Annotated in this window: 12 protein-coding genes; 10 read left to right on the forward strand and 2 right to left on the reverse strand. The window is 72.5% G+C overall.

Annotation, left to right across the window (positions count from 1 at the left end):
- Positions 1-62 precede the first annotated feature (62 nt).
- From ACFYPJ_RS08340 to ACFYPJ_RS08375, 8 genes are all read left to right on the forward strand, one after another.
- On the forward strand, positions 63-1,769 hold the full coding sequence (locus ACFYPJ_RS08340; RefSeq protein WP_389012351.1) for a glycerol-3-phosphate dehydrogenase/oxidase: 1,707 nt from the start codon (positions 63-65) through the stop codon (positions 1,767-1,769).
- Between the two features lie 463 nt (positions 1,770-2,232).
- Positions 2,233-4,302, forward strand: a complete 2,070-nt coding sequence (locus tag ACFYPJ_RS08345) for a serine/threonine-protein kinase (protein WP_389012353.1) — start codon at positions 2,233-2,235, stop codon at positions 4,300-4,302.
- A gap of 166 nt (positions 4,303-4,468) precedes the next feature.
- Positions 4,469-7,423, forward strand: a complete 2,955-nt coding sequence (locus ACFYPJ_RS08350; RefSeq protein WP_389012356.1) for a protein kinase — start codon at positions 4,469-4,471, stop codon at positions 7,421-7,423.
- 143 nt (positions 7,424-7,566) lie between these two features.
- Positions 7,567-9,240 carry a serine/threonine-protein kinase gene (locus tag ACFYPJ_RS08355; RefSeq protein ID WP_389012359.1) on the forward strand — a complete coding sequence of 558 codons (1,674 nt, stop codon included), beginning with the start codon at positions 7,567-7,569 and terminating at the stop codon, positions 9,238-9,240.
- A 397-nt stretch (positions 9,241-9,637) separates the two neighbouring features.
- Positions 9,638-11,284, forward strand: a complete 1,647-nt coding sequence (locus ACFYPJ_RS08360) for a protein kinase (protein WP_389012361.1) — start codon at positions 9,638-9,640, stop codon at positions 11,282-11,284.
- Positions 11,285-11,478: 194 nt separating this feature from the next.
- Positions 11,479-12,516 (forward strand): serine/threonine-protein kinase, encoded by a 1,038-nt coding sequence (locus tag ACFYPJ_RS08365; RefSeq protein WP_389012364.1) that lies wholly within the window; start codon positions 11,479-11,481, stop codon positions 12,514-12,516.
- Between the two features lie 244 nt (positions 12,517-12,760).
- Positions 12,761-14,476, forward strand: coding sequence for a succinic semialdehyde dehydrogenase (locus tag ACFYPJ_RS08370; RefSeq protein WP_389012367.1), 1,716 nt, complete (start codon positions 12,761-12,763; stop codon positions 14,474-14,476).
- A 311-nt stretch (positions 14,477-14,787) separates the two neighbouring features.
- A complete protein-coding gene (locus tag ACFYPJ_RS08375) occupies positions 14,788-16,536 on the forward strand; it encodes a GMC family oxidoreductase N-terminal domain-containing protein (protein ID WP_389012963.1) in 1,749 nt (582 codons plus the stop codon).
- A 925-nt stretch (positions 16,537-17,461) separates the two neighbouring features.
- Here ACFYPJ_RS08375 and ACFYPJ_RS08380 read toward each other — a convergent pair.
- Positions 17,462-17,782 carry a chorismate mutase gene (locus ACFYPJ_RS08380; protein WP_389012966.1) on the reverse strand — a complete coding sequence of 107 codons (321 nt, stop codon included), beginning with the start codon at positions 17,780-17,782 and terminating at the stop codon, positions 17,462-17,464.
- 389 nt (positions 17,783-18,171) lie between these two features.
- Here ACFYPJ_RS08380 and guaA point away from each other — a divergent pair, with 389 nt between their 5' ends.
- On the forward strand, positions 18,172-19,752 hold the full coding sequence (gene guaA, locus ACFYPJ_RS08385; protein WP_389012370.1) for a glutamine-hydrolyzing GMP synthase: 1,581 nt from the start codon (positions 18,172-18,174) through the stop codon (positions 19,750-19,752).
- A gap of 39 nt (positions 19,753-19,791) precedes the next feature.
- On the opposite strand, the gene ACFYPJ_RS08390 is transcribed toward guaA, so the two are convergent.
- A complete protein-coding gene (locus ACFYPJ_RS08390) occupies positions 19,792-20,289 on the reverse strand; it encodes a pyridoxamine 5'-phosphate oxidase family protein (protein ID WP_389012373.1) in 498 nt (165 codons plus the stop codon).
- A gap of 138 nt (positions 20,290-20,427) precedes the next feature.
- Here ACFYPJ_RS08390 and ACFYPJ_RS08395 point away from each other — a divergent pair, with 138 nt between their 5' ends.
- Positions 20,428-21,228 carry a class II aldolase/adducin family protein gene (locus ACFYPJ_RS08395; protein ID WP_389012376.1) on the forward strand — a complete coding sequence of 267 codons (801 nt, stop codon included), beginning with the start codon at positions 20,428-20,430 and terminating at the stop codon, positions 21,226-21,228.
- Positions 21,229-21,794: the final 566 nt, after the last annotated feature.

Below are 21,794 nucleotides of genomic sequence, written 5' to 3' on the forward strand. Positions count from 1 at the left end.
TGGGGACGAGCCGGGCTTCGCCCACCGGGTGCGGCCGATGCGACCGACAGCGGGAGGCAGCGGTGAGGACAGCGACACTGGGGCCGGGACAGCGCGCGGAGGCACTCGCGGGCATGGCCGAGCGCGAACTGGACCTTCTGGTGGTGGGCGGCGGAGTGGTCGGCGCGGGTACCGCGCTGGACGCGGTCACCCGGGGCCTGACCACCGGCCTGATCGAGGCCCGCGACTGGGCGTCGGGCACGTCCAGCAGGTCCAGCAAACTGATCCACGGCGGCCTGCGCTATCTGGAGATGCTGGACTTCGCGCTCGTGCGTGAAGCCCTGAAGGAGCGCGGCCTGCTGCTGGAGCGCCTGGCGCCGCACCTGGTCAAGCCCGTGCCGTTCCTCTACCCGCTCCGGCACAAGGGCTGGGAGCGGCTGTACGCGGGGTCGGGCGTCGCGCTCTACGACGCGATGTCGATGGCCCGCGGCCACGGCCGGGGCCTGCCGGTGCACCGGCACCTGAGCCGCCGTCACGCCCTGCGCGTCGCCCCCGCCCTGCGCAAGGACGCCCTGGTCGGCGCGTTGCAGTACTACGACGCGCAGGTGGACGACGCCCGTTTCGTGGCGACCCTGGTGCGCACCGCGGTGTCGTACGGCGCGAAGGTCGCCAACCGTGCCCGGGTGACTGCCTTCCTGCGCGAGGGCGAGCGGGTGGTCGGCGTCCGGGTGCAGGACGTGGAGGCGGGCGGGGAGTACGAGATCCACGCCAAGCAGGTCGTCAACGCCACCGGTGTGTGGACCGACGACACCCAGGCGATGGTGGGGGAGCGGGGGCAGTTCCACGTCCGCGCGTCCAAGGGCATCCACCTGGTCGTGCCCAAGGACCGGATCCACTCCTCGACCGGGCTGATCCTGCGTACGGAGAAGTCCGTCCTGTTCGTCATACCGTGGGGGCGGCACTGGATCGTCGGTACCACCGACACCGACTGGGACCTGGACAAGGCCCACCCGGCCGCGTCCAGCGCGGACATCGACTATCTGCTGGAGCACGTCAACTCGGTGCTCGCGGTGCCGCTGACGCGCGACGACGTCCAGGGCGTGTACGCGGGACTGCGTCCGTTGCTCGCCGGGGAGTCCGACGCGACCAGCAAGCTCTCGCGGGAGCACACCGTGGCGCATCCGGCGCCGGGTCTCGTCGTGGTCGCGGGCGGCAAGTACACGACGTACCGGGTGATGGCGAAGGACGCGGTCGACGAGGCGGTGCACGGCCTCGACATGCGCGTCGCCGACTGCGTCACCGAGGACATTCCGCTGCTGGGCGCGGAGGGCTATCTGGCGATGTGGAACGCGCGTGCGCGGATCGCCGCCCGCACCGGGCTGCACGTGGTGCGCATCGAGCACCTGCTGAACCGGTACGGGTCGATGGCGGACGAGGTCCTGGACCTGGTGGCAGCCGACCCCTCGCTGGGCGAGCCCCTCCAGGCGGCCGACGACTATCTGCGCGCCGAGATCGTCTACGCCGCCACGCACGAGGGCGCGCGGCACCTGGACGACGTACTGACCCGCCGGACCAGGATCTCGATCGAGACCTTCGACCGCGGCACCCGCAGCGCCCGCGAGGCCGCCGAGCTCATGGGGGCCGTCCTCGGCTGGGACAAGGACCAGACCGAACGCGAGGTCGCGCACTACGAGAAGCGGGTGCAGGCCGAGCGGGAGTCCCAGTTGCAGCCCGACGACCTCACGGCGGACGCGGCACGGCTGGGGGCGCCGGACATCGTGCCTCTCTGACCTCTGACCGGACAGTGTGACGCCCCGGGCCGGCCGGACGGATGGCCCGGACGGACGAGGCGTGGCCCCCTCAGCCCATCCGCCCATCCGCCCATCCGCCCATCCGTCCGTCCATGCGTCCATGCGGCCGTCTCTCTGTCCGGCCGGATGGACGAGGCGTGCCCGTCCGGCCCGGACGTCGCGCCGTTTCCGGCCGGTCCGGCTCGACATCACTCGAACGGGTGCGGCGAACCGGGATCTTTGTTCGCGGCCCGCCCGTTTCAACAGGTGCGGGGGCGGGATCCGGCCAGGAGCGGGGCGGGTCCGCGACCCGTTCCGGCGTCCCATCCGGGCCGTGCGCGGCGGGCCGGGAGAAGGCGGCGATGGAAGGACATGGGCCGGACGACGGGCACCCTGGGCGTCGGCCACTTGTCGGGTGAGGGACAATGGTGGCTCTGTCAGGGCGGGTTGCATGAGGGGACGCATGTCGGACGCGGAGCGGGCGGGGACATCCCGTCAGGACAAGAGCGGACGTCTCCTCGCCGGGCGGTACCGGCTGGGGGAAGTGCTCGGCCGCGGCGGCATGGGCACGGTGTGGCGGGCCGAGGACGAGACTCTGGGCCGGACCGTCGCCGTCAAGGAACTGCGGTTCCCGTCCAACATCGACGAGGACGAGAAGCGGCGCCTGATCACGCGCACCCTGCGCGAGGCCAAGGCGATTGCGCGGATCCGCAACAACAGTGCCGTCACCGTGTTCGACGTGGTCGACGAGGACGACCGGCCGTGGATCGTGATGGAACTGGTGGAGGGAAAGTCCCTCGCCGAAGCCATCCGCGAGGACGGGCTGCTCACCCCGAAGCGCGCGGCCGAGGTCGGGCTCGCGATCCTCGACGTGCTGCGCTCGGCCCACCGCGAGGGCATCCTGCACCGCGACGTGAAGCCGTCCAACGTGCTGATCGCCGAGGACGGCCGGGTCGTGCTCACCGACTTCGGCATCGCCCAGGTCGAGGGCGACCCGTCCATCACCTCGACCGGCATGCTCGTCGGTGCCCCCTCCTACATCTCCCCGGAGCGGGCCCGCGGGCACAAACCGGGACCGGCGGCCGACCTGTGGTCCCTCGGCGGCCTGCTGTACGCGGCGGTGGAGGGCGTCCCGCCGTACGACAGGGGGTCGGCGATCGCGACGCTGACCGCGGTGATGACGGAGCCCCTGGAGGAGCCCAAGAACGCGGGGCCGCTGGGGGACGTGATCCGCGGGCTGCTCACCAAGGACGCGGCCGAGCGGCTGGACGACGCGGGCGCCCGGGCCATGTTCAACGCGGTGATCCACGAGCCCGAGCCGGAGCCGCTGGAGGCCACGCGGGTCGTGCCGCTGCCCCCGCAGCCCGACGGGCCCGCGGACAAGGCCGCGTCGGGCGGCGGCAAGCGGAGCGAGGAGGCCGCGGAGAGACTGCGCGGCGCGCTGCGTTCAGTGCGCAAGGCCGCGGGGGCGGCCGCGGCCGGCGCAGTGAGCCGGACTGCGGGGAGCGGTGAGGGCGCGGCGGCGGACCCGGAGGGGGCCGCGCCGGGCGCGGCCGCCCCGGCGTCCGGTGCCGCGGGCTCGGGCGGCAGCGGCGCCGGTTCCGGCGCGGCGGATGCCGCCGGCTCCGCCTCCCCGTCCGCTTCGGCGGGCCCGGCGGCATCCGCCGCGGACGCGAAGCCCGCGGCGGCGAAACCGAGTTCCGGGTGGCCCGTGGTGCCGCCGCCGGATCTGCCGCCGCGGCCGGTGCCCCGGGCACCGCTCACGGACGTGGTGCCCAAGCGGACGTTGGTGATCATCGTCGTGGTGGTGGCACTCGCGGTGCTCGGCACGGTGCTCGCCCTGGTCTTCGGTGACGGTGACAGCTCCAAGAACGCCAAGGGCGGCGGGGACGCCAAGCCGGTGGCGAGCGCGGGTGTCAGCGCGGGCGCCAAGGACCACAAGGGCGGCGGCACCCGCGCGGACGGCGAGAACGCGGGCTCGTCGGCCACGGGTACGGCGGACACCGCGACGGGTTCCGCGTCCGGGACGGGCGCCGAGCCGAGCAGGAGCGCGGAGCACGACGCCGGTTCCGGCTCATCGAACTCCAGTGGCAACGGCGGTGCGCCCGTGGTGTCGAAGCACCAGGGGAAGCGCTACTCGATCGGGCTGCCCGCGGGCTGGAAGTTCGAGTCCTCGGACGCCGCCGGGGACCGGTTCACCGGACCCGACGGGCAGAAGCTCCTCGTCGCCTGGACCAGCACCCCCAAGGACGACCCGGTGGCGGACTGGCAGAACCAGGAACGCGACATGAGGCGTGCGCAGTACCAGCGGATCCGAATAGCGAAGGTGGACTACCGCGGCTGGAACACGGCCGACTGGGAGTTCACCTACGCCGACGGCGGTACGAAGTACCGCACCGTCGACCGGGGTTTCGTGGTCGACCAGCGGGCCGGATACGCGCTGATGTACACCGCGAAGTCCGCGCAGTGGAACAGCGCACTGCGCAAGGGCACCTGGAGGACGCTGACGGCTTCCTTCGAACCGAAGGGCTGAGACGAGCCGCCCCGGGTTCGGGGAGTGACAATCCGGTCAAGCCCTCAATGCGGGTTGCCTCCGGCACGTATCGTGAGTGGTTGCGGACCGTACGCAGCCAGGAACCCCTACCGAACGGGCCGTAAGACGAACGGAATTGACCGACAGGCCAGCCGGGGGAGGCAACGTGGACGACTACGCGGGTCGGGTGCTCGCCGACCGCTACCGCCTGCCCCTGCCGCCCTCCGACGAGTACGAACTCGCCGAGACCCGCGCCTTCGACACCTACAGCGGGCAGGAAGTGCTGATCCGGCAGGTGCCGTTGCCGGAGGTGGTCGAGGCCGAGGTGCTCGACGCGGACGGGTTGCCCGACGGTTTCACTGCCCGTGACCGTGGCGCGCGACGGCCCCCGGCGGCCCGCGAGGCGACCCGGCGGCCCTTGGACCCGGCGGTGCGGCGCGCTGTCGAGGCGGCGCAGGCCGCTGCGCGTATCCCCGACCATCCACGGCTCGACCAGGTATTCGACGTGTTCGCCGAGGGCGGTTCGCTGTGGATCGTCAGTGAGTGGGTCGCGGCACGCCCGCTGTCCGCGCTGCTGGCCGAGCATCCGCTGACGCCGTATCGGGCGGCCGAGGTCGCCGCCGACGTCCTGATGGCGCTTCGGGTGCTGCACGCCCACGGCTGGGTGCACCGCAACATCACCGCCCGTACGGTCCTGGTCTGCGACGACGGCCGGGTGATGCTGACCGGTCTCGCGGTCGGCGCGGCCGAGGAGGCACTGTCCGGCTACGACCCGGTACCGCCTCCGGAGGAGCCGGAGGGCACGGACCAGCCGGACGTTGCCGCGGCTGACGGATTTGCCGGGTCTCGCGGACCTGCCGGGCCCGGGGGACCTGCGGGGGCTGGGGGACGTACCGGGCCGGGCGGACTTGTCGGTCCGCGCGGCTCCGGCGGACTCGCCGGCCAGAGCGGTCCGGCCGGGTCGGCGGGGTCGGCTCCGGCACCCCGCGGTGCGTTCGGGCCCGGCGGCGCGATCGGGCCTGGTAGGTCGAACAGCCCTGGTGGCGCGCTTGGGCCGGGTCCGGGAGGTCCGGGAAGCGCCGGTGGCCCGAGCGGGCCGGGCGGCGAGGCTGTGCCCGGTGGTCCCGGTGGTCCCGGTGGGAGCGGGGACGATGTCGGCCGGACCGGCGGGAGCGGTGGCGGGCCCTCGGAGGGCGTGGATCCCGAGGCCGCCCGGCGTGCCGCGATCCAGGCGCGAGCCGTGGGCGGACCCCCGGCGCCCGGTGCGGAGGGCGCGGACGGGACCGGGACCCCGGGGGCAAAGGGCCGGCCCGTGCCGGAGAGCGGCGAGGACATCAGGGCCGCCCGTGCCGGGGCCATCGCCGCGTACCGGGCGGGTGCCCGGGCCGCCGCCCGCGTACAGGAGGCACAGCAGAGCGGGCGGCCCGCGCTGCCCGGGGCCCGGCCGCCCGCCGAGGGTGACACCGGTGCCGCGGCCCGGGCGGAGGGCTTCGCCCCGGGGCCGCATCCGCCTGACCAGGGGGCGGACCGACGGACCGGCGAGACGCCCACCGGACAGATAGCCGACCCCTACGGCGTGCGTGCCACGCCCTGGCACGGAGCGTCCCCGCGCGGCACCCAGGGCGGGGACCCGCAGCGGACGGCGCTCCCGCCGGGCGCCGCCCTCGGCCCTGCGCACCACCCCGGTACCGAAGACGGCCGGGCCCCCGCCCTGCCGTCGGCCGCGGACGGACGGCAGCTTCCGGCCGTCGGGGTGCCCGCGCAGGGCGGCCACCCGCGGGTACCGCACGGCGCGGCGCAGGCGCCCCGGCCCGTCGCCGACTCCGCACCGGCGCCCGCTCACTGGGGCGGACCGGCCGTCCCCGCCGGGCGGGGCCCCGCCACCGCGCTTGCCGCGGAGCGGGCGCGTCAGGTGCGGATGACCGTGGTGGGCCCGGTGACCGAGCGCTGGGCGCCCGAGCAGGCCGGACCCGTGCACGAGAACTGGCAGTTGGCCGCCCCGATCGGCCCCGTGACCGACCTGTGGGGGCTCGGCGCGCTGCTGTTCAGAGCCGTTCAGGGCCACGCGCCGTACCCGGAGGAGTCGACGGCCGAACTGGTCCAGCTGGTGTGTGCGGAGCCGCCCGCCTTCGCGGAGGAGTGCGGGCCGCTGCGCCCGGTCGTCGAGTCACTGCTGCGCCAGGACCCCACCGAGCGTCCGGACTTCGAGGAGCTGAGCGGCTGGCTGCGTTCGCTGGTGCGGTCCGCGCCCGAGCCGGACGCGGGTACGCACGTCGTCCCCGCGCCGCCCGCCGACCCGAAGCGGCTGCCGATAGTGCGCCGGCGCGGCGAACTGGTCCGCAGACGGCGTGCCCGGGTGCCTGCCGACAGCCCGCACGGGCGGCACAAGCGGGCCAGGGAGCAAACCGGTTCCCCGCGCCGCCTGGGCCGCAACCTGCTCCTGCTGGTTCTGCTCCTGCTGGTGGGCGGGGTCGCGTACGCGATGCTGTTCATGCCGAAGGCGGGCAGCACCGGCGCGTCGAACGGCAACCGGACCGGAGCCAGCGGACAGATGGGCCAGACGTCCGCGCCCACGGGCGGGGCGGGCACCGCCCCCTCGGCGGGCGCGTCCGAGGAGTCCTCGTCGGCGCCTTCCCCCGAGACGCAGACCACCGCCGGCGCCTCCGTCGCCGACGGCTTCACCCTGCGCAACGACCCCGACGGCTTCCAGATCGCCGTCGCCGACGGCTGGGACCGCACGCCCCGCAACGGCAACGCCCAGGTCGTCTACGCCCACGGGAACTTCCAGCTCATCGTCGTACCGGGCCGGGACAGCACGGCCGAGTACGGCACCGACCCCATGGTCTACCAGCGGGACAAGGAGAGCGAGCTGCGGCCCTACCGTGCCTCCAGCTGGGCCACCGCCGCCGGCCTCAGAACCATCGAGGTGGGCGGCCGGACCATGGCGGAGGGGCAGTTCACCTGGACCGACGACCAGGGTCGTGACCTGTTCGTCCGTAATATCGCGATCCTCCTGGACGGCCGCTACCACGTGGTGCAGGTGCGCGGTCCTGAGGCGCAGCGGGACGAGGTGACGCGGCTGTACGAGCAGGCGTCGCAGTCGTACAAGTTCATCCGCTGACGCCCACCCGGGATTGGTTCCCGCGTCCTTGCGGAAGCGAAAACCGTCACAGTGCTGTCTCCATGGGCCCCCGCGTGTTCCATGAACGTCAGCAGATCCTTAGTCTGAGCCTGTCAAGAGCATTGCGGGGCAACGTGAATCAGATGCAGGGCCTGCTCCTCGCGGGCCGTTACCGGATCGCCGAATCCATCGGCAGCGGGGGCATGGGCCGGGTATGGCGTGCGCACGATGAGGTGCTGCACCGGGCGGTCGCCATCAAGGAGTTGACCGCTGCCCTCTATGTCTCCGAAAGCGACAAGGCCGTGCTGCTCGCCCGCACGAGAGCCGAGGCCCGCGCGGCGGCCCGCATCAACCACTCGGCCGTCGTCACCGTGCACGACGTACTCGAACACGACGGCCGCCCGTGGATCGTGATGGAGCTGGTCGAGGGCAACTCGCTGGCCGACGAGGTCAAGGAGCGGGGGCGGATCGACCCGCGGGAGGCCGCGCGCATCGGGATATGGGTGTTGCGGGCGCTGCGCGCCGCGCATGCCGCCGGTGTGCTGCACCGGGACGTCAAGCCGGGCAACGTACTGCTCGGACGGGACGGCCGCGTCCTGATCACCGACTTCGGCATCGCCCAGATCGAGGGCGACTCCACCATCACCCGCACCGGTGAGGTCGTCGGCTCGGTCGACTACCTCGCCCCGGAACGGGTGAGCGGCCACGACCCGGGCCCCGCCTCCGACCTGTGGGCGCTGGGCGCGACGCTGTTCACGGCGGTGGAAGGCAGGTCGCCGTTCCGCCGTACCTCGCCGCTGTCCACCATGCAGGCGGTCGTCGAGGAAGAGGCCGGGGAACCGGTCAACGCCGGACCGCTCGGGCCCGTCATCACCGCTCTGCTGCGCAAGGACCCCGAGCAGCGGCCGGACGCGGTGGAGACGGAGCAGATGCTCGCGGAGGCGGCGGAGGGCTGGCGGCCCGACTCCGCGCAGGTGTACGTACCGACGCAGAACGTGGCGGTCCACCCGGCGGAGCACATCGAGTACCGCTCGGCCACCGGGACCGGCTGGTCCAACACGATACCGCCCGGCCCCGAAACGGTGGCGACGGCACCGGAGCACACCGCGGCATCCACCGGTCCCGGTCCCCGTCCCCGGCGCCGCCGCCTGCGCGTCTTCGCCCTCGTGGTGGCCCTGGCCGCCGTCGTGGGCGGTGGCGGCGCGGTGGCGCTGCACGAATTCGGTTCCGGGAACCAGGACAACGGGGCCCTGACCACGCCGGACGGGGGCACCGCGGCACCCGCCGGCGGCGGTTCCGACTCCTCCACCGCCGCCCCCACGGACGGCGGTTCCGACTCCGCCGGCTCCGTCCCGGCCGGCTGGAAGACCGTCAAGGACCCCCTGGGCTTCACCCTGGTGGTGCCGAAGACCTGGGAACGGAACGTGTTCAGCACCGAGGGCGACCTGAAGCAGGTCGACTACACACCCGACGGCGGCGATCACTTCCTGCGCGTCTCCGTCGACAGCTCGCCGGACTTCGCCGATCCCCACCAGCACCAGATCGACCTGGAACAGCAGTTGTCGGCGCTGCCCGACTACCAGCTGGTGACCCTGGAGCAGAACACCTACCGCGACCGCCCGGGATCGCTGTGGGAGTACACCTGGAACGCGCAGGCGCAGAACACGGAATTCCCGGGACCGCGGCACGCCATCGACCAGGCCTACATGTCCCGGGACGGCATCGAGTACGCGATCTACATGTCGTCACCCGAACCGGACTGGGGCAAGACGAACGAGCAGTTCAAGACGATTCTGCAGAGCTGGCAACAGTCGTAGCACCGACCGGCCCCGGTGAACCCCCCGGTCCACGGAGCGGGGGGTTCACCGGCCTCAAGCCGGTGATCTGGCCGGTCCGAACGGCCCTGCCCGGCCCGGCCTTCCCCCCATTCGGGCCGCACCGCCGCCCTGGTCCGCCTGCCGTTCGGGCCGCACCGCCGTCCTGATCTCCCCGCCGTTCGGGCCGCACCGCCCTCCCGGCCTCCCCACCAATTCGGTCCCACTACCGTCCCGGTCTCCCTGCCATTGCGGTCTCACCGCCGCCAGGGAATGACTCAGGGCGACGATGAGCGAGCGGGTCGCCTGGGTGCCGTGGAGTCGGCAACCGGCCGAAGACGGACACGCTTGGCCGGTCGACGCCCCGGAAGGGGAGCGTCCGGTGGGGCATGATGGCCCCATGGGGACCGACGGGGACGACTTCCGCGTGATCGCGGACCGTTACCGCCTGGAGGCCAGACTCGGGCGTGGCGGGATGGGCGTCGTGTGGCGTGCGGCCGACCAGTTGCTGGGCCGTCGGGTGGCGGTCAAGGAACTCACCCAGGACGCCTCCCTCGCGGACGACGACGCCCGGCTCTACCGCGACCGCGCCCTGCGCGAGGCCCGCGCGGTGGCTCAGCTGCACCATCCGCACATCATCGTCGTGCACGACGTCGTCGAACACGACGCACGCTCCTACATCGTCATGGAGCTGATCGACGGCGTCTCGCTCGCCGACCGGATCGCGACGCACGGACCGGTCGATGCCGGCGAGGCCGCACGCATCGGCATCGGCCTGCTCAGCGCGTTGCGCACCGCGCACGCCGCTGGTGTCCTGCACCGCGACATCAAGCCCGCGAATGTCCTGATCGAGTCCGACACCGACCGGGTCGTCCTCACCGACTTCGGGATCGCCCAGGTCGCGGGCGCCACCACGCTCACCGAGACCGGCTCGTTCGTGGGCTCGCCCGAGTACACCGCGCCCGAACGGATGGCCGGGACCCGGACCGGGCCCGAGTCCGACCTGTGGTCGCTCGGCGCGTTGCTGTGCACGGCGCTCAGCGGCGAATCGCCGTTCCGGCGCGACTCGCTCGGCGGCATCCTGCACGCCGTCGTGTCCGACGAGATCCGGCCGCCCGTCCAGGCCGAGCCGCTGCTGCCCGTCGTCCGGGGCCTGTTGGAGCGCGATCCGGAACGGCGGCTGGGCGCGGCGGAGGCGGAGCAGATGCTGCGCGTGTTCCGGGAGACCGGCCGCACACCGCGGGCGGCCGGCGTGTCCCGGCCGGCCAGCCTGTACACGCCGACCCAGCGGGACGTGCCGAGGCCCGTGCTCCCCGAAGGGCAGCCGGTACGGCCGTCCCCGCGGGCCGTGCTGGTGGCGGCGCTGCTCGTCGCGGCGATGACCGGGGCGGGCGTGTCGGCGGCGGTCCTGCTGATCGACCGCGGCGGAGAGGGCGGTGGCACGCCGGGGCCGGCGCCGGGCACGTCGGCGAGCACGGCCACGTCGGTGACCGCGTCCGGGTCGGCGTCCGGGTCGGCCCCGACGAGCGCGTCCGGGCCGTCGGACGGGTCGCCGTCGCCCACCGCCGTGGCCGACCGCCCGGTCACCGCCCCCGGCGCCGGCCCGGCACCCTCCGGCTATCGCATCGCACAGGACCCGGCCGGCTTCTCCCTCGCCGTACCCGAGGACTTCACCCGCCGACGGCAGGACGAACGCGTCTTCTACCTGTCGCCGGGGGAGACCTTCCGGCTCGGCGTCAAGGTCACCGACCCCGGTCCGGGCGGCCCGCTCGGGGTGATGCACCGGGCGGCGGCCGAGGGCCCGCGTACGAACCCCGGTTACCGCGACGGCCGGGTCACCCGCGCGACGCACGACGGACTGCCCGCCGCGCTCTGGGAGTTCAGCTGGAGCGGCTTCAACGCGGTGGAAGGCCCACGGCACACCTACGACCTGTGCTGGGAGGAGAACGGCCGGCTGTACGACGTGTGGCTGTCGGCGCCGGTGGGGAAGGCCCGCGAGGCCCGGGAGTACTTCGACGTGGCACTCGACACCTTCGTCCGGGAATGACGCGCACCCACGACGCGACCGCGCACTTACGACGCGACCCCCCACTCCCGACGCGACCACCCACTCACCTGCGACGCCGCTCTCACGCCGCCCGTGGGCACCGGCTCGGCCGCCGCGGGACGACGCCTCGCGACACGCGCGGGCCGCAGCCGCCCGCGTCGACAAGGATGTGTTGCGCACGGTACTGATGGGGCATGAGTGATGACGGCGCGGATGCGCCTCGGGCCGACGGGCGTCTGATAGGCGGCCGGTACCGGCTGTTGGAGCGCGTCGGCTCCGGTGGAGCGGCCGACGGCGCCGCCATCGGCAGGGTCTGGCGGGCCGTCGACGAGGCGGCCGGGCGCGAAGTCGCCGTCAAGCAGCCGCTGTCGCCGCCGTCGTACCCGCCGGACCCGCGCGTCGCCAACCGGCTCCAGCACGAGGCACGGGCCGCCGCCCGGGTGGACCACCCGTCCGCCGTCACCATCCTGGACGTCGTCCTCGACGACGGGCTCCCGTGGATCGTCACGGAGTTGATCCATGGCGAGTCGCTCGGCACGGTGCTGCGCCGCGGTCCGCTGCCGCCCGCCGAAGCCGCACGCATCGGGCTCGCCGTCCTCGGCGCGTTGCGCGCCGCGCACGCCGTCGGCATCGTCCACCGGGACGTCAAACCGGCCAACGTCCTGATCGAGTCCGGAACGGACCGCGTCGTCCTCACCGACTTCGGCGCCTGGTACGGCAGTCCCACGGCCCCCTCCGCCCCCTCCGGCTCCTCGGCCCCCTCCGACCCCGTCGACCTGCTCGACCCCCTCGGCCGCCCCCGTGACTTCCTCGCCCCCGAGCAGATGTCCCGGCCGGGCGCCGGACCCGCCTCCGACCTGTGGTCCCTGGGCGCGCTGCTGTACGTGACCGTCGAGGGCCGTTCGCCCTTTCCCCGTACGCCCGCCGACGCCGGATCCGGAGCTTCTGCCTCCGGAGTCCCAACATCCGGCGCGTCCGCGTCCGGTGCACTCCCGTCCGGCGGGTCCGTGTCCCGCCTGCCCGGGGTCACGGTCACGGCCGCGGCTGCCGACCCCCGGCCTCCCGGCTACGAGCGCGCCGGTCCGCTCGGTCCGCTGCTCACCCGGCTCCTGGCGCGTGAACCGGCCGACCGGCCGGGGCCGGACGAGGTCACGGACGTGCTGCGCGCCGTCGCCGCGGCGGAGCGCGCGGGCGAACGTGCGGGCGAACGTGCTGGCGCGGGCATGCACTGACCTGCGGGGCGTGCACCGAGCCGGGGGCGTGGACCGAGCCGCGGGGCGCGAACCTTGAGCGCCGGCGTGCTCCGTCCCGCGTGTCGACCTCAAGGTCCAAGGTCCCTTCACCGGCCCGACAATGGGGTACAACCCCCTGATCAGGCCATTTACTGCCAGTGATCACTGGCGCCATGTGAGCACTCCGTGAATGGCCGTTACCGACGGGTACCCAAAGTTTCCGCTCCGGAATACCCTGCGGCTCATGACCGACTCGCAGGCCCAGGACGACTCGCAGGTCCAGGACGGTTCTCCGGCCCTGGACGATCAGCAGGTCCAGGACGGTTCCCCGGCCCAGGACGATCCGCAGGACCGGGAACAGACTTCGGCCGCGGCCGGCACCAATCCCCTGGCCGCCGCCCCCGAGGGCGCGCGGACCGCCGCGGACGTGGTCACGCCGGAGCTGGTCGCCCAGCTCACCAAGGGCGTCATCGGCTCCGGCCGGACCGCCAACCACACGCCGTTCACCGGTGAGAAGCTGGCCGACCTGCCGCAGTCCACGCCCGAGGACGTGCTGAAGGCGTTCGAGGCGGCCCGCATCGCCCAGGCGGTGTGGGCGCGGACGCCGGTGCGGCAGCGGGCCGCCGTGCTGCTGCGCTTCCACGACCTGGTCCTTGAGCGGCAGGCCGAGATCCTCGACCTGATCCAGCTGGAGACCGGCAAGGCGCGGCTGCACGCCCACGAGGAGGTCCAGGCCGTAGCCATCGCCGCCCGGCACTACGGCCGCAAGGCGCCCGGCTACCTCAGGCCCAAACGGCACACGGGCGCGGTGCCCACCCTCACCAAGGTCACCGAGCTGCGTCACCCGCGCGGGGTCGTGGGGCAGATCGCGCCCTGGAACTACCCCCTGGAGCTGTCGGTCGGCGACGCGCTGCCCGCCTTCGTCGCCGGCAACGCGGTCGTGATGAAGCCGGACACCGAGACCTGCCTCACCGCGCTGTGGGCCCGCGACCTGCTCATCGAGGCCGGGCTGCCCGCCGGTGTCTTCCAGGTGGTCCTCGGCGACGGCCCGGTCGTCGGCCCCGAGGTCGTCAGGCACGCGGACTACGTCTCCTTCACCGGCTCCACCCGCACCGGGCGCGAGGTGGCCCAGGGCGCCGCGGCCCGGCTGGTCGGCGCCTCCCTCGAACTCGGCGGCAAGAACGCCATGCTGGTGCTGGCGGACGCCGACATCGAGAAGGCCGCCGCGGGCGCCGTCCGTGCCTGTTTCTCCTCCGCCGGCCAACTCTGCATCTCCATCGAGCGGTTGTACGTGCACGAGTCGGTCGCCGACGCCTTCCTGGAGCGGTTCGCGGCCCGTACAAAGGCCATGCGGCTCGGCAGTTCCCTCGCCTACGGTGCCGACATGGGCTCGCTCGTCGGGGAACGCCAGCTGGAGACCGTACAGCGGCACGTCACGGAGGCCGTGGCGAAGGGCGCGCAGGTGGTCGCAGGCGGGGTGGCCCGCCCGGACATCGGGCCGTACTTCTTCGAGCCCACCATCCTCGACGGCGTCGAGGCGCCGATGGCGGTCTGTTCCGAGGAGACCTTCGGCCCGGTCGTGTCGGTCTACCGGTTCCGGACCGACGACGAGGCCGTGGAGCACGCCAACTCCACGTCGTACGGCCTGAATTCGTCGGTGTGGACGAAGGACGCCGGCCGGGGCCGGGCCGTCGCCGCGCGACTGCGCACGGGCACGGTCAACATCAACGAGGGCTACGCGTCCGCGTACGGCAGCGTGCAGTCCCCGATGGGCGGCATGAAGGAGTCCGGCCTGGGCCGCAGGCACGGCTCCGAGGGCATCCTCAAGTACACCGAGTCCCAGACCGTCGCCCAGCAGCGCCTGCTGCCGCTGGCGCCCTCGCTGGGCATGGACGACGCGAAGTATGCGGCGTTCATGAGCACGAGTCTGCGGGTCATGAAGGCGCTGCGGCTCAAGTAGAAAGAAGGCCGCGCCGCGGGCGCGGCAGACCGCGTGTCCCGCCTCCGCGCGTCCGGCCGCGCGCACGGCCACTCGCTCGAAGCACTGCACACTCAAAGGGGAGAAGGCACGTGCCTGAGGACGCTTCCGCGCAGGACCACGAGGCGCAGGACCACGAGGCGCATGACCACGCCGCGCCGGACCACAACGTGCGCGATCACGACACGCGCAACAATGCGGACGACGGTGAGCACGCCTCCGACCAGGTCTCCGGCCACGACCACGCCTCTGATCACGCTCATGCCTACGACTACGACTACGACTACGACGTCATCGTCGTCGGCTCGGGCTTCGGCGGTTCCGTGACCGCCCTGCGGCTGACGGAGAAGGGCTACCGCGTCGGCGTCCTCGAAGCGGGCCGCCGCTTCACCCGCGAAACCCTCCCCAAGAACTCCTGGGACCTCAAGAACTACCTCTGGGCGCCACAACTCGGCATGTACGGCATCCAGCGCATCCATCTGCTCGGCAACGTCATGGTCCTCGCGGGCGCAGGCGTGGGCGGCGGCTCGCTGAACTACGCCAACACCCTCTACGTACCGCCGCAGGCGTTCTTCGACGACCCGCAGTGGAAGGACATCACGGACTGGCAGGAGGAGCTGAAGCCGTACTACGACCAGGCGCGGCGCATGCTCGGCGTACGGCTCAACCCGACCATGACCCCGTCCGACGTGCACCTCAAGGCCGCGGCGCAGCGGATGGGCGTGGGCGACACCTTCCATCTGGCCCCGGTCGGCGTGTTCTTCGGCGACGGCGAGGACGCCGGGGGCCAGGCGAAGGCGCGGCCGGGGGAGCAGGTGGCGGACCCGTACTTCGGGGGCGCAGGACCGGCCCGCCGTGCCTGCACCGAGTGCGGCGAGTGCATGACGGGCTGCCGGCACGGGGCGAAGAACACCCTCAACGAGAACTACCTCCACCTCGCCGAACAGGCGGGTGCGGTGGTGCACCCCATGACGACGGTCGTGTCGGTCACCGACGACTCGCGGGGCGGCTACGCGGTGGCCACCCTGCCGACCGACGACCGCAAGAAGGGCGAGGGCCGGATCTTCACGGCCCGCCGGGTCGTGCTGGCCGCCGGCACCTACGGCACCCAGACCCTGCTGCACCGTATGAAGGCGAGCGGACAACTGCCGTATCTCTCAGGCCGGTTGGGCGAGCTGACCCGTACCAACTCCGAGGCCCTGGTGGGCGCGCAGACCGACGACCGGCGCTACCGCAAGGCGCACGGTACCGCGCGGGCCGACTTCACCCGGGGCGTGGCGATCACGTCGTCCATCCACCCGGACGCCGACACCCACATCGAGCCGGTCCGCTACGGCAAGGGCTCGAACTCGATGGGCGGACTCTCCATCCTCCAGGTGCCCTACGCCGAGGGTTCCTCGCGCGTCCTGGCCTGGCTGGGCAATGCGGCCCGGCACCCCTGGCTGGTGGTCCGTTCCCTGTCCAACCGCCGCTGGTCGGAGCGGACCATCATCGGCCTGGTGATGCAGTCCCTGGACAACTCCCTGACGACGTATCTGAAACCGGGCGGTGTGGGCAAGGGGCTGCTCACCGCCCGGCAGGGCCATGGCGCGTCCAATCCCCAGCAGATCAAGGCGGCTTCGCAGGCGGCGTCCGCGCTCGCGGAGGAGATCAACGGCTTCCCGGGCAGCAACGTCGGCGAGCTGATGGGCACCCCCCTCACCGCCCACTTCCTCGGCGGCTGTCCGATCGGCGACTCGCGCGAGACGGGCGTCATAGACCCGTACCACCGGCTGTACGGCCACCCCGGCATCTCCGTGGTGGACGGGGCGGCGGTGTCGGCGAACCTGGGCGTCAACCCGTCCCTCACCATCACCGCGCAGGCCGAACGGGCGATGTCGTACTGGCCCAACAAGGGCGAGCCGGACCCGCGTCCGGTCCAGGGGGCGGGCTACGAGCGCCTGAAGCCCGTACGGCCGCACAGTCCGGCGGTCCCGGCGGACGCCTTCGGCGCCCTGCGCCTGCCGTTCCTGGGGATACCGGCGGTGCCGCCCAAGCGGTAGACCGGCGGTGCCGCCCAAGCGGTGGACCGGCCGCCGGCCGCGAGCACGGAGAGCAGAGGAGAGGGAGCTGCGCCCCCCTCCGAGCGCAGCTGCCTCTCCTCCGTCTCGGCCATGCTCACGGCTGGATCCCGGAGAGCTTTTCGATCTCTTGGATCCAGCAGGTTTGATCAGTGAGGGCGGGCAACGGTTGCGCGCCTCCTCACGGAATTCTCATGTGGGGTGGATCACACTTCAGGTGTCCCTGTATATCCATGTATGTAGCTGTATATCTCCGCATGCTGAAGGCCGCTGGGGCCCGTGTGCCGGAGGGTGCCGGGGTCCGCGCGTCGAGAGGTGTCGCCACGGGCGCACATGTCGTCGCGGGCGCACATGTCGAAGGGCCCCGCGGGACGGAATCCGCGGGGCCCTTCTCCGTCAGCACCGACGTCAGGGCAGCGTCGGTGCCCGGAAGCGGCGCCGGGGGGTTGCGCCGCTTGTCCTTACCGTCAGCCCGGCACCCCTCGTACCCTCGGTCGGCGCCCCGGCGCACCCGGGGTGTGCGCATGGTCTCGACCTCGGGCAGACGGGCCGTGCACTGCAATGCGGTCGTCTGTTCCGGGGACTTGGGGGTTTTCCGCATCGGGCTGGATGGACGCGGCATCCGCAACCGTTCGACCCAGCCCGTGCGCTTCTGCACTTTCCGCCGACCGGCTCCGAGCGTCCCCGGAGCCGGTCGGTTCTCTTGGGCGACCGGGCTGCTGTCCCCTGCAGTCCGGTCACTTGCCTGGAGCGAGGTCCCACGACGCACGGCATGATCCGCACGCCTCATCGCTCCAGCGAGCCACGCGTGGTTCTTCGGGCCCGCCCCTGGCTGGCACGGACACCGGGACCAACGAAGCGGTGCGCGGGGCGGTCACGCGCCGTACGAGTGAGAGGGGGACCGAACTCAGATGCGACCACGGCACAGTTCGAGGAGCGTCATGGCGAGGGTGGTGCCGGGCTTGCCCAGCTCCTCCCGGTAGCGGCCGAGGATCTCCATCTCCCTGGAGAGGTTCACGCGCCGTCCGCCGGAGGCGATCCGTGCCTCCTGGATCACACAGGACACGGCCATCCGTTCCTGGACGAGACCGATGATCCGGTCGTCCAGCGCGTCGATGCGTTCACGGGCGTCGCTGATCGTTCCGGCTGCCTCGGCGGTACGGGCGCCGGTCTGCTCGGTGCTGGCGGTCATGTCGGGGCTCCTTGTCGGTGGACCCCGGCCCGGCAGGCTCGGGAAACGCCAGGCGCCCCGGGCCTTGTCGGCCCGGGGCGCCTGGGAAGTCGCTTGTCAGTTGCTCAAGCAGCACGACCATGGCAGCCGGTGGGCCGGTTGCCATAGGTAAACAGGAAGGTCGCATGCGTGAGCATGGGCTCAGTATGCCACGACGCGGGTTTTGACGGCGGGACCGGGCGGCCGGCCCGGCCTGTGTGCGTGGCCGTGCGTAAGGGGGCATGGCTGGTGGGACGTAGGGGTGCATGTGGTGCCCGAGGTGCCTGAGGTGCGCGGGTGTGGGCCGGGCTTCGGGCGGGCCCCTTCCGGCAGCGGCGAGGCGGTCACGCCCGCGCCGTTAGAATCGGGAATCAGCATCCCCGCCCAAACCCGCCGGAAGGCACCCCGTGTCATCAGCGACTCCCGCTGCCGCCACCCCCGACACCGTCCTGGTCGTCGATTTCGGCGCGCAGTACGCCCAGCTCATCGCCCGTCGTGTCCGCGAGGCACGGGTCTACAGCGAGATCGTGCCGAGCACCATGCCGGTCGCCGAGATGCTCGCCAAGAACCCCGCGGCGATCATCCTCTCCGGCGGCCCCTCGTCGGTGTACGAGACGGGCGCCCCGACCGTCGACCGCGCACTGTTCGAGGCGGGCGTCCCCGTGTTCGGCATGTGCTACGGCTTCCAGCTGATGGCCCAGGCCCTCGGCGGCACGGTGGACAACACCGGCGCCCGCGAGTACGGCCGTACCGACCTGCACGTCTCCAAGACGTCCTCCACCCTGTTCGAGGGCACCCCGGCCGAGCAGCCCGTGTGGATGTCGCACGGCGACGCCTGCTCCGCCGCCCCGGCGGGCTTCACGGTCACGGCCTCCACCGACGTCGTACCGGTCGCCGCCTTCGAGGACGACGAGCAGCGGCTGTACGGCGTCCAGCACCACCCCGAGGTGATGCACTCCACCTACGGCCAGCAGGTGCTTGAGCACTTCCTGTACCGCGGCGCGGGCCTGACCCCGTCCTGGACCACCGGCAGTGTGATCGAGGAGCAGGTCGCCGCGATCCGCGAGCGGGTCGGTGACAAGCGCGCGATCTGCGGCCTGTCCGGCGGCGTGGACTCCGCGGTGGCCGCCGCCCTCGTCCAGCGGGCCATCGGCTCCCAGCTGACCTGCGTCTACGTCGACCACGGCCTGATGCGCAAGGGCGAGACCGAGCAGGTCGAGAAGGACTTCGTGGCCGCCACCGGCGTCCAGTTGAAGGTCGTCGACGCCGAGGAGCGCTTCCTCGCGGCCCTGGAGGGGGTCGCCGACCCCGAGGAGAAGCGGAAGATCATCGGCCGGGAGTTCATCCGGGTCTTCGAGCAGGCCCAGGCCGAGATCATCGCCGACGAGGGCCCCGCGGTGGAGTTCCTGGTGCAGGGCACCCTCTACCCGGACGTGGTCGAGTCCGGCGGCGGCACCGGCACCGCCAACATCAAGTCCCACCACAACGTGGGCGGGCTCCCGGAGGACCTGGAGTTCCAGCTCGTCGAGCCGCTGCGCAAGCTGTTCAAGGACGAGGTCCGGATGGTCGGCCAGGAGCTGGGGCTGCCCGCGGAGATCGTCCAGCGCCAGCCCTTCCCGGGCCCCGGCCTCGGCATCCGTATCGTCGGCGAGGTCACCAAGGAGCGGCTCGACCTGCTGCGCGAGGCCGACGCCATCGCCCGTGAGGAACTGACCGCGGCCGGACTCGACCGTGACATCTGGCAGTGCCCGGTGGTGCTGCTCGCGGACGTCCGCAGCGTCGGCGTCCAGGGTGACGGCCGCACCTACGGCCACCCGATCGTGCTGCGGCCGGTCTCCTCCGAGGACGCCATGACCGCCGACTGGTCCCGGCTGCCGTACGACGTTCTCGCACGGATCTCGACCCGGATCACCAACGAGGTCGGCGACGTCAACCGCGTCGTGCTCGACGTGACCTCGAAGCCGCCGGGCACCATCGAGTGGGAGTGAGCCCCGGGGCCCCCGGGGGGAACGTCGCAGGCCGGGGCGCTAGCGGCGCCTGAGCGTGCGCAGGGGCTTGCCCGGTTGCCAGAACTCGGTGACCAGATACGTGTTGTCCTCGACGTAGGTCCGTACGACCTCCGTCAACTCGGCACGGAAGAGGTGGAACGGCTGCGGCGGTTCCACCTCTTTCACATACGTCCCCTTCACCTCGGGATCCTCCACCTCGACCGCGCGTCCGCCGATCCGGATGTCGCCGTCGCCGTCGCCGTCGCCGTCGCCGTCGCCGTGACCGGGGTCCGTGCCGGAGCCGGGGTTCGCCTGGAGCCCGAAGCGCGCGTCGCGGCGCAGGTCGAGCACCTTGAGCGAGTGCGGCATCATGCCGAGCCAGAGTTCGCCGTTCAGGAAGCGGACCTCCAGGCCGCTGGTGCGCGGTGAGCCGTCGCGGCGCAGGGTGGCGAGGACGTGGTGGCGGAACGCGCCGAAGCGCCGCTCGGCGAGGCTCGCGAGTTCCGGTGCGGTGGTGCTGAAGGCTGCCCAGTTCATGCCCCCACCTTCCCCGCCATACCGGACATCTTCTGTCGGGTTTCGCTCGCGGACGTCATCTTTGTGCAACTTCTCTGTTCTCCTGCACTGACCGACGGTAACTTCCGCCCCGTAACGCAACCCAGTGCTGGAGGACCAATGCACGGGCCGACCCCCACCCCGCCGCTGCCCCTGCCCACCGAGCAGTTGCAGTTCGCGATGCCGCCCATGCACGACTCGCTCGACGCCGAACGACGGCACCGCAAGGAACGGCTCGCGGGCGCGCTGCGACTCTTCGGGCGGGCTGGGTTCGAGGACGGGGTGTCGGGACACATCACCGCGCGCGACCCGGAGTACTCCGACTGCTTCTGGGTCAACCCGTTCGGGATGCCGTTCAAGCACGTCACCGTCAGCGATCTCGTCCTGGCCAACCAGGACGGGCAGGTCATCGAGGGCCGCTACCACGTCAACCAGGCCGCGTTCACCGTGCACGCCCAGGTGCACGCCGCCCGCCCGGACGTCGTCGCGGTCGCCCACTGCCACTCCGTGCACGGCCGGGCGCTGGCCGCGCTCGGCGACCTGCTCGACCCCATCACCCAGGAGAGCTGCGCCTTCTACGAGGACCATGCTCTCTACGACGCTTACACGGGCGTCGCCGTCGACGCCGAGGAGGGCCGCCGGATAGCGGCCGCGCTCGGCAGCCGCAAGGCCCTCGTCCTGCGCAACCACGGGCTGCTCACGGTCGGCGACTCGGTGGACGCGGCGTCCTGGTGGTTCCTGTCGATGGAGCGTTCCTGCCAGGTGCAACTGATGGCGCGGGCCGCCGGCCGGCCGGTCCTGATCGACCACAGGCTGGCGGTGGCGACCCGCGAGCAACTGGGCGGCGACCTGGTGGGCTGGATCAACTACCAGCCCCTCTGGCAGGACATCAGCCGCAGCGAGCCGGATCTGCTCAGCTAGTCCGCGGCATCTGGTCCGCCGCATCTAGTCCGCGTCATCCCGGCCGACGGTTCTGCAACCCGCGCAGCCCGCGGCCACAGCAGCAGTACGTCGTGGGGTTGGCCGGCGCGGGTACGGGGCGGTATCGGCGTGGGGTGCGGGTGCGGGTGCGGGTGCGGGTGCGGGAGCGCGTGCGGATTTGGGTGCGGGCGTGGGTGCGCGCGTCGATTACAGGTGTGGGCGCGGGTTCGGCGGACGCACGGCGCATGCGTGGCGGGATGCACGGCGGAAGCGTGGCGGGGTGCACGGCGGCAGCGTGAAGCACGCAGGGTGGATGCGCGGTGGAGGTATTGCGGGCTGCCGCCGGCCCGCTGGACGTACTGCGCGCTGCCGTCGGGCCGGTGTCGCCCGACGCCGATCCAGGCGGAGGGGTGCGGCGGTCGGCCGCCTGCGGCCTGCAACAGCGGACCGGCCCCGCGCGGTACGACGATCTTCCCGAGCGGGGTCAACACGGTGGGTAGTGCCTCACCCGCGGTGGCCGTACCTGCCGGACGCCGGCCCCTTGGCATAGGGCACAATTCGCAGTC

It is taken from the genome of Streptomyces sp. NPDC006012, assembly GCF_042871185.1.
GTDB lineage: Bacteria > Actinomycetota > Actinomycetes > Streptomycetales > Streptomycetaceae > Streptomyces.

Coding starts and splice junctions, on each gene's coding strand:
- ACFYPJ_RS08390 (WP_389012373.1), bottom strand. CDS start 20,289: ATGAACTGGGCAGCCTTCAGCACCACCGCACCGGAACTCGCGAGCCTC.
- ACFYPJ_RS08360 (WP_389012361.1), top strand. CDS start 9,638: ATGGGGACCGACGGGGACGACTTCCGCGTGATCGCGGACCGTTACCGC.
- ACFYPJ_RS08345 (WP_389012353.1), top strand. CDS start 2,233: ATGTCGGACGCGGAGCGGGCGGGGACATCCCGTCAGGACAAGAGCGGA.
- ACFYPJ_RS08370 (WP_389012367.1), top strand. CDS start 12,761: ATGACCGACTCGCAGGCCCAGGACGACTCGCAGGTCCAGGACGGTTCT.
- ACFYPJ_RS08395 (WP_389012376.1), top strand. CDS start 20,428: ATGCACGGGCCGACCCCCACCCCGCCGCTGCCCCTGCCCACCGAGCAG.
- ACFYPJ_RS08365 (WP_389012364.1), top strand. CDS start 11,479: ATGAGTGATGACGGCGCGGATGCGCCTCGGGCCGACGGGCGTCTGATA.
- ACFYPJ_RS08355 (WP_389012359.1), top strand. CDS start 7,567: ATGCAGGGCCTGCTCCTCGCGGGCCGTTACCGGATCGCCGAATCCATC.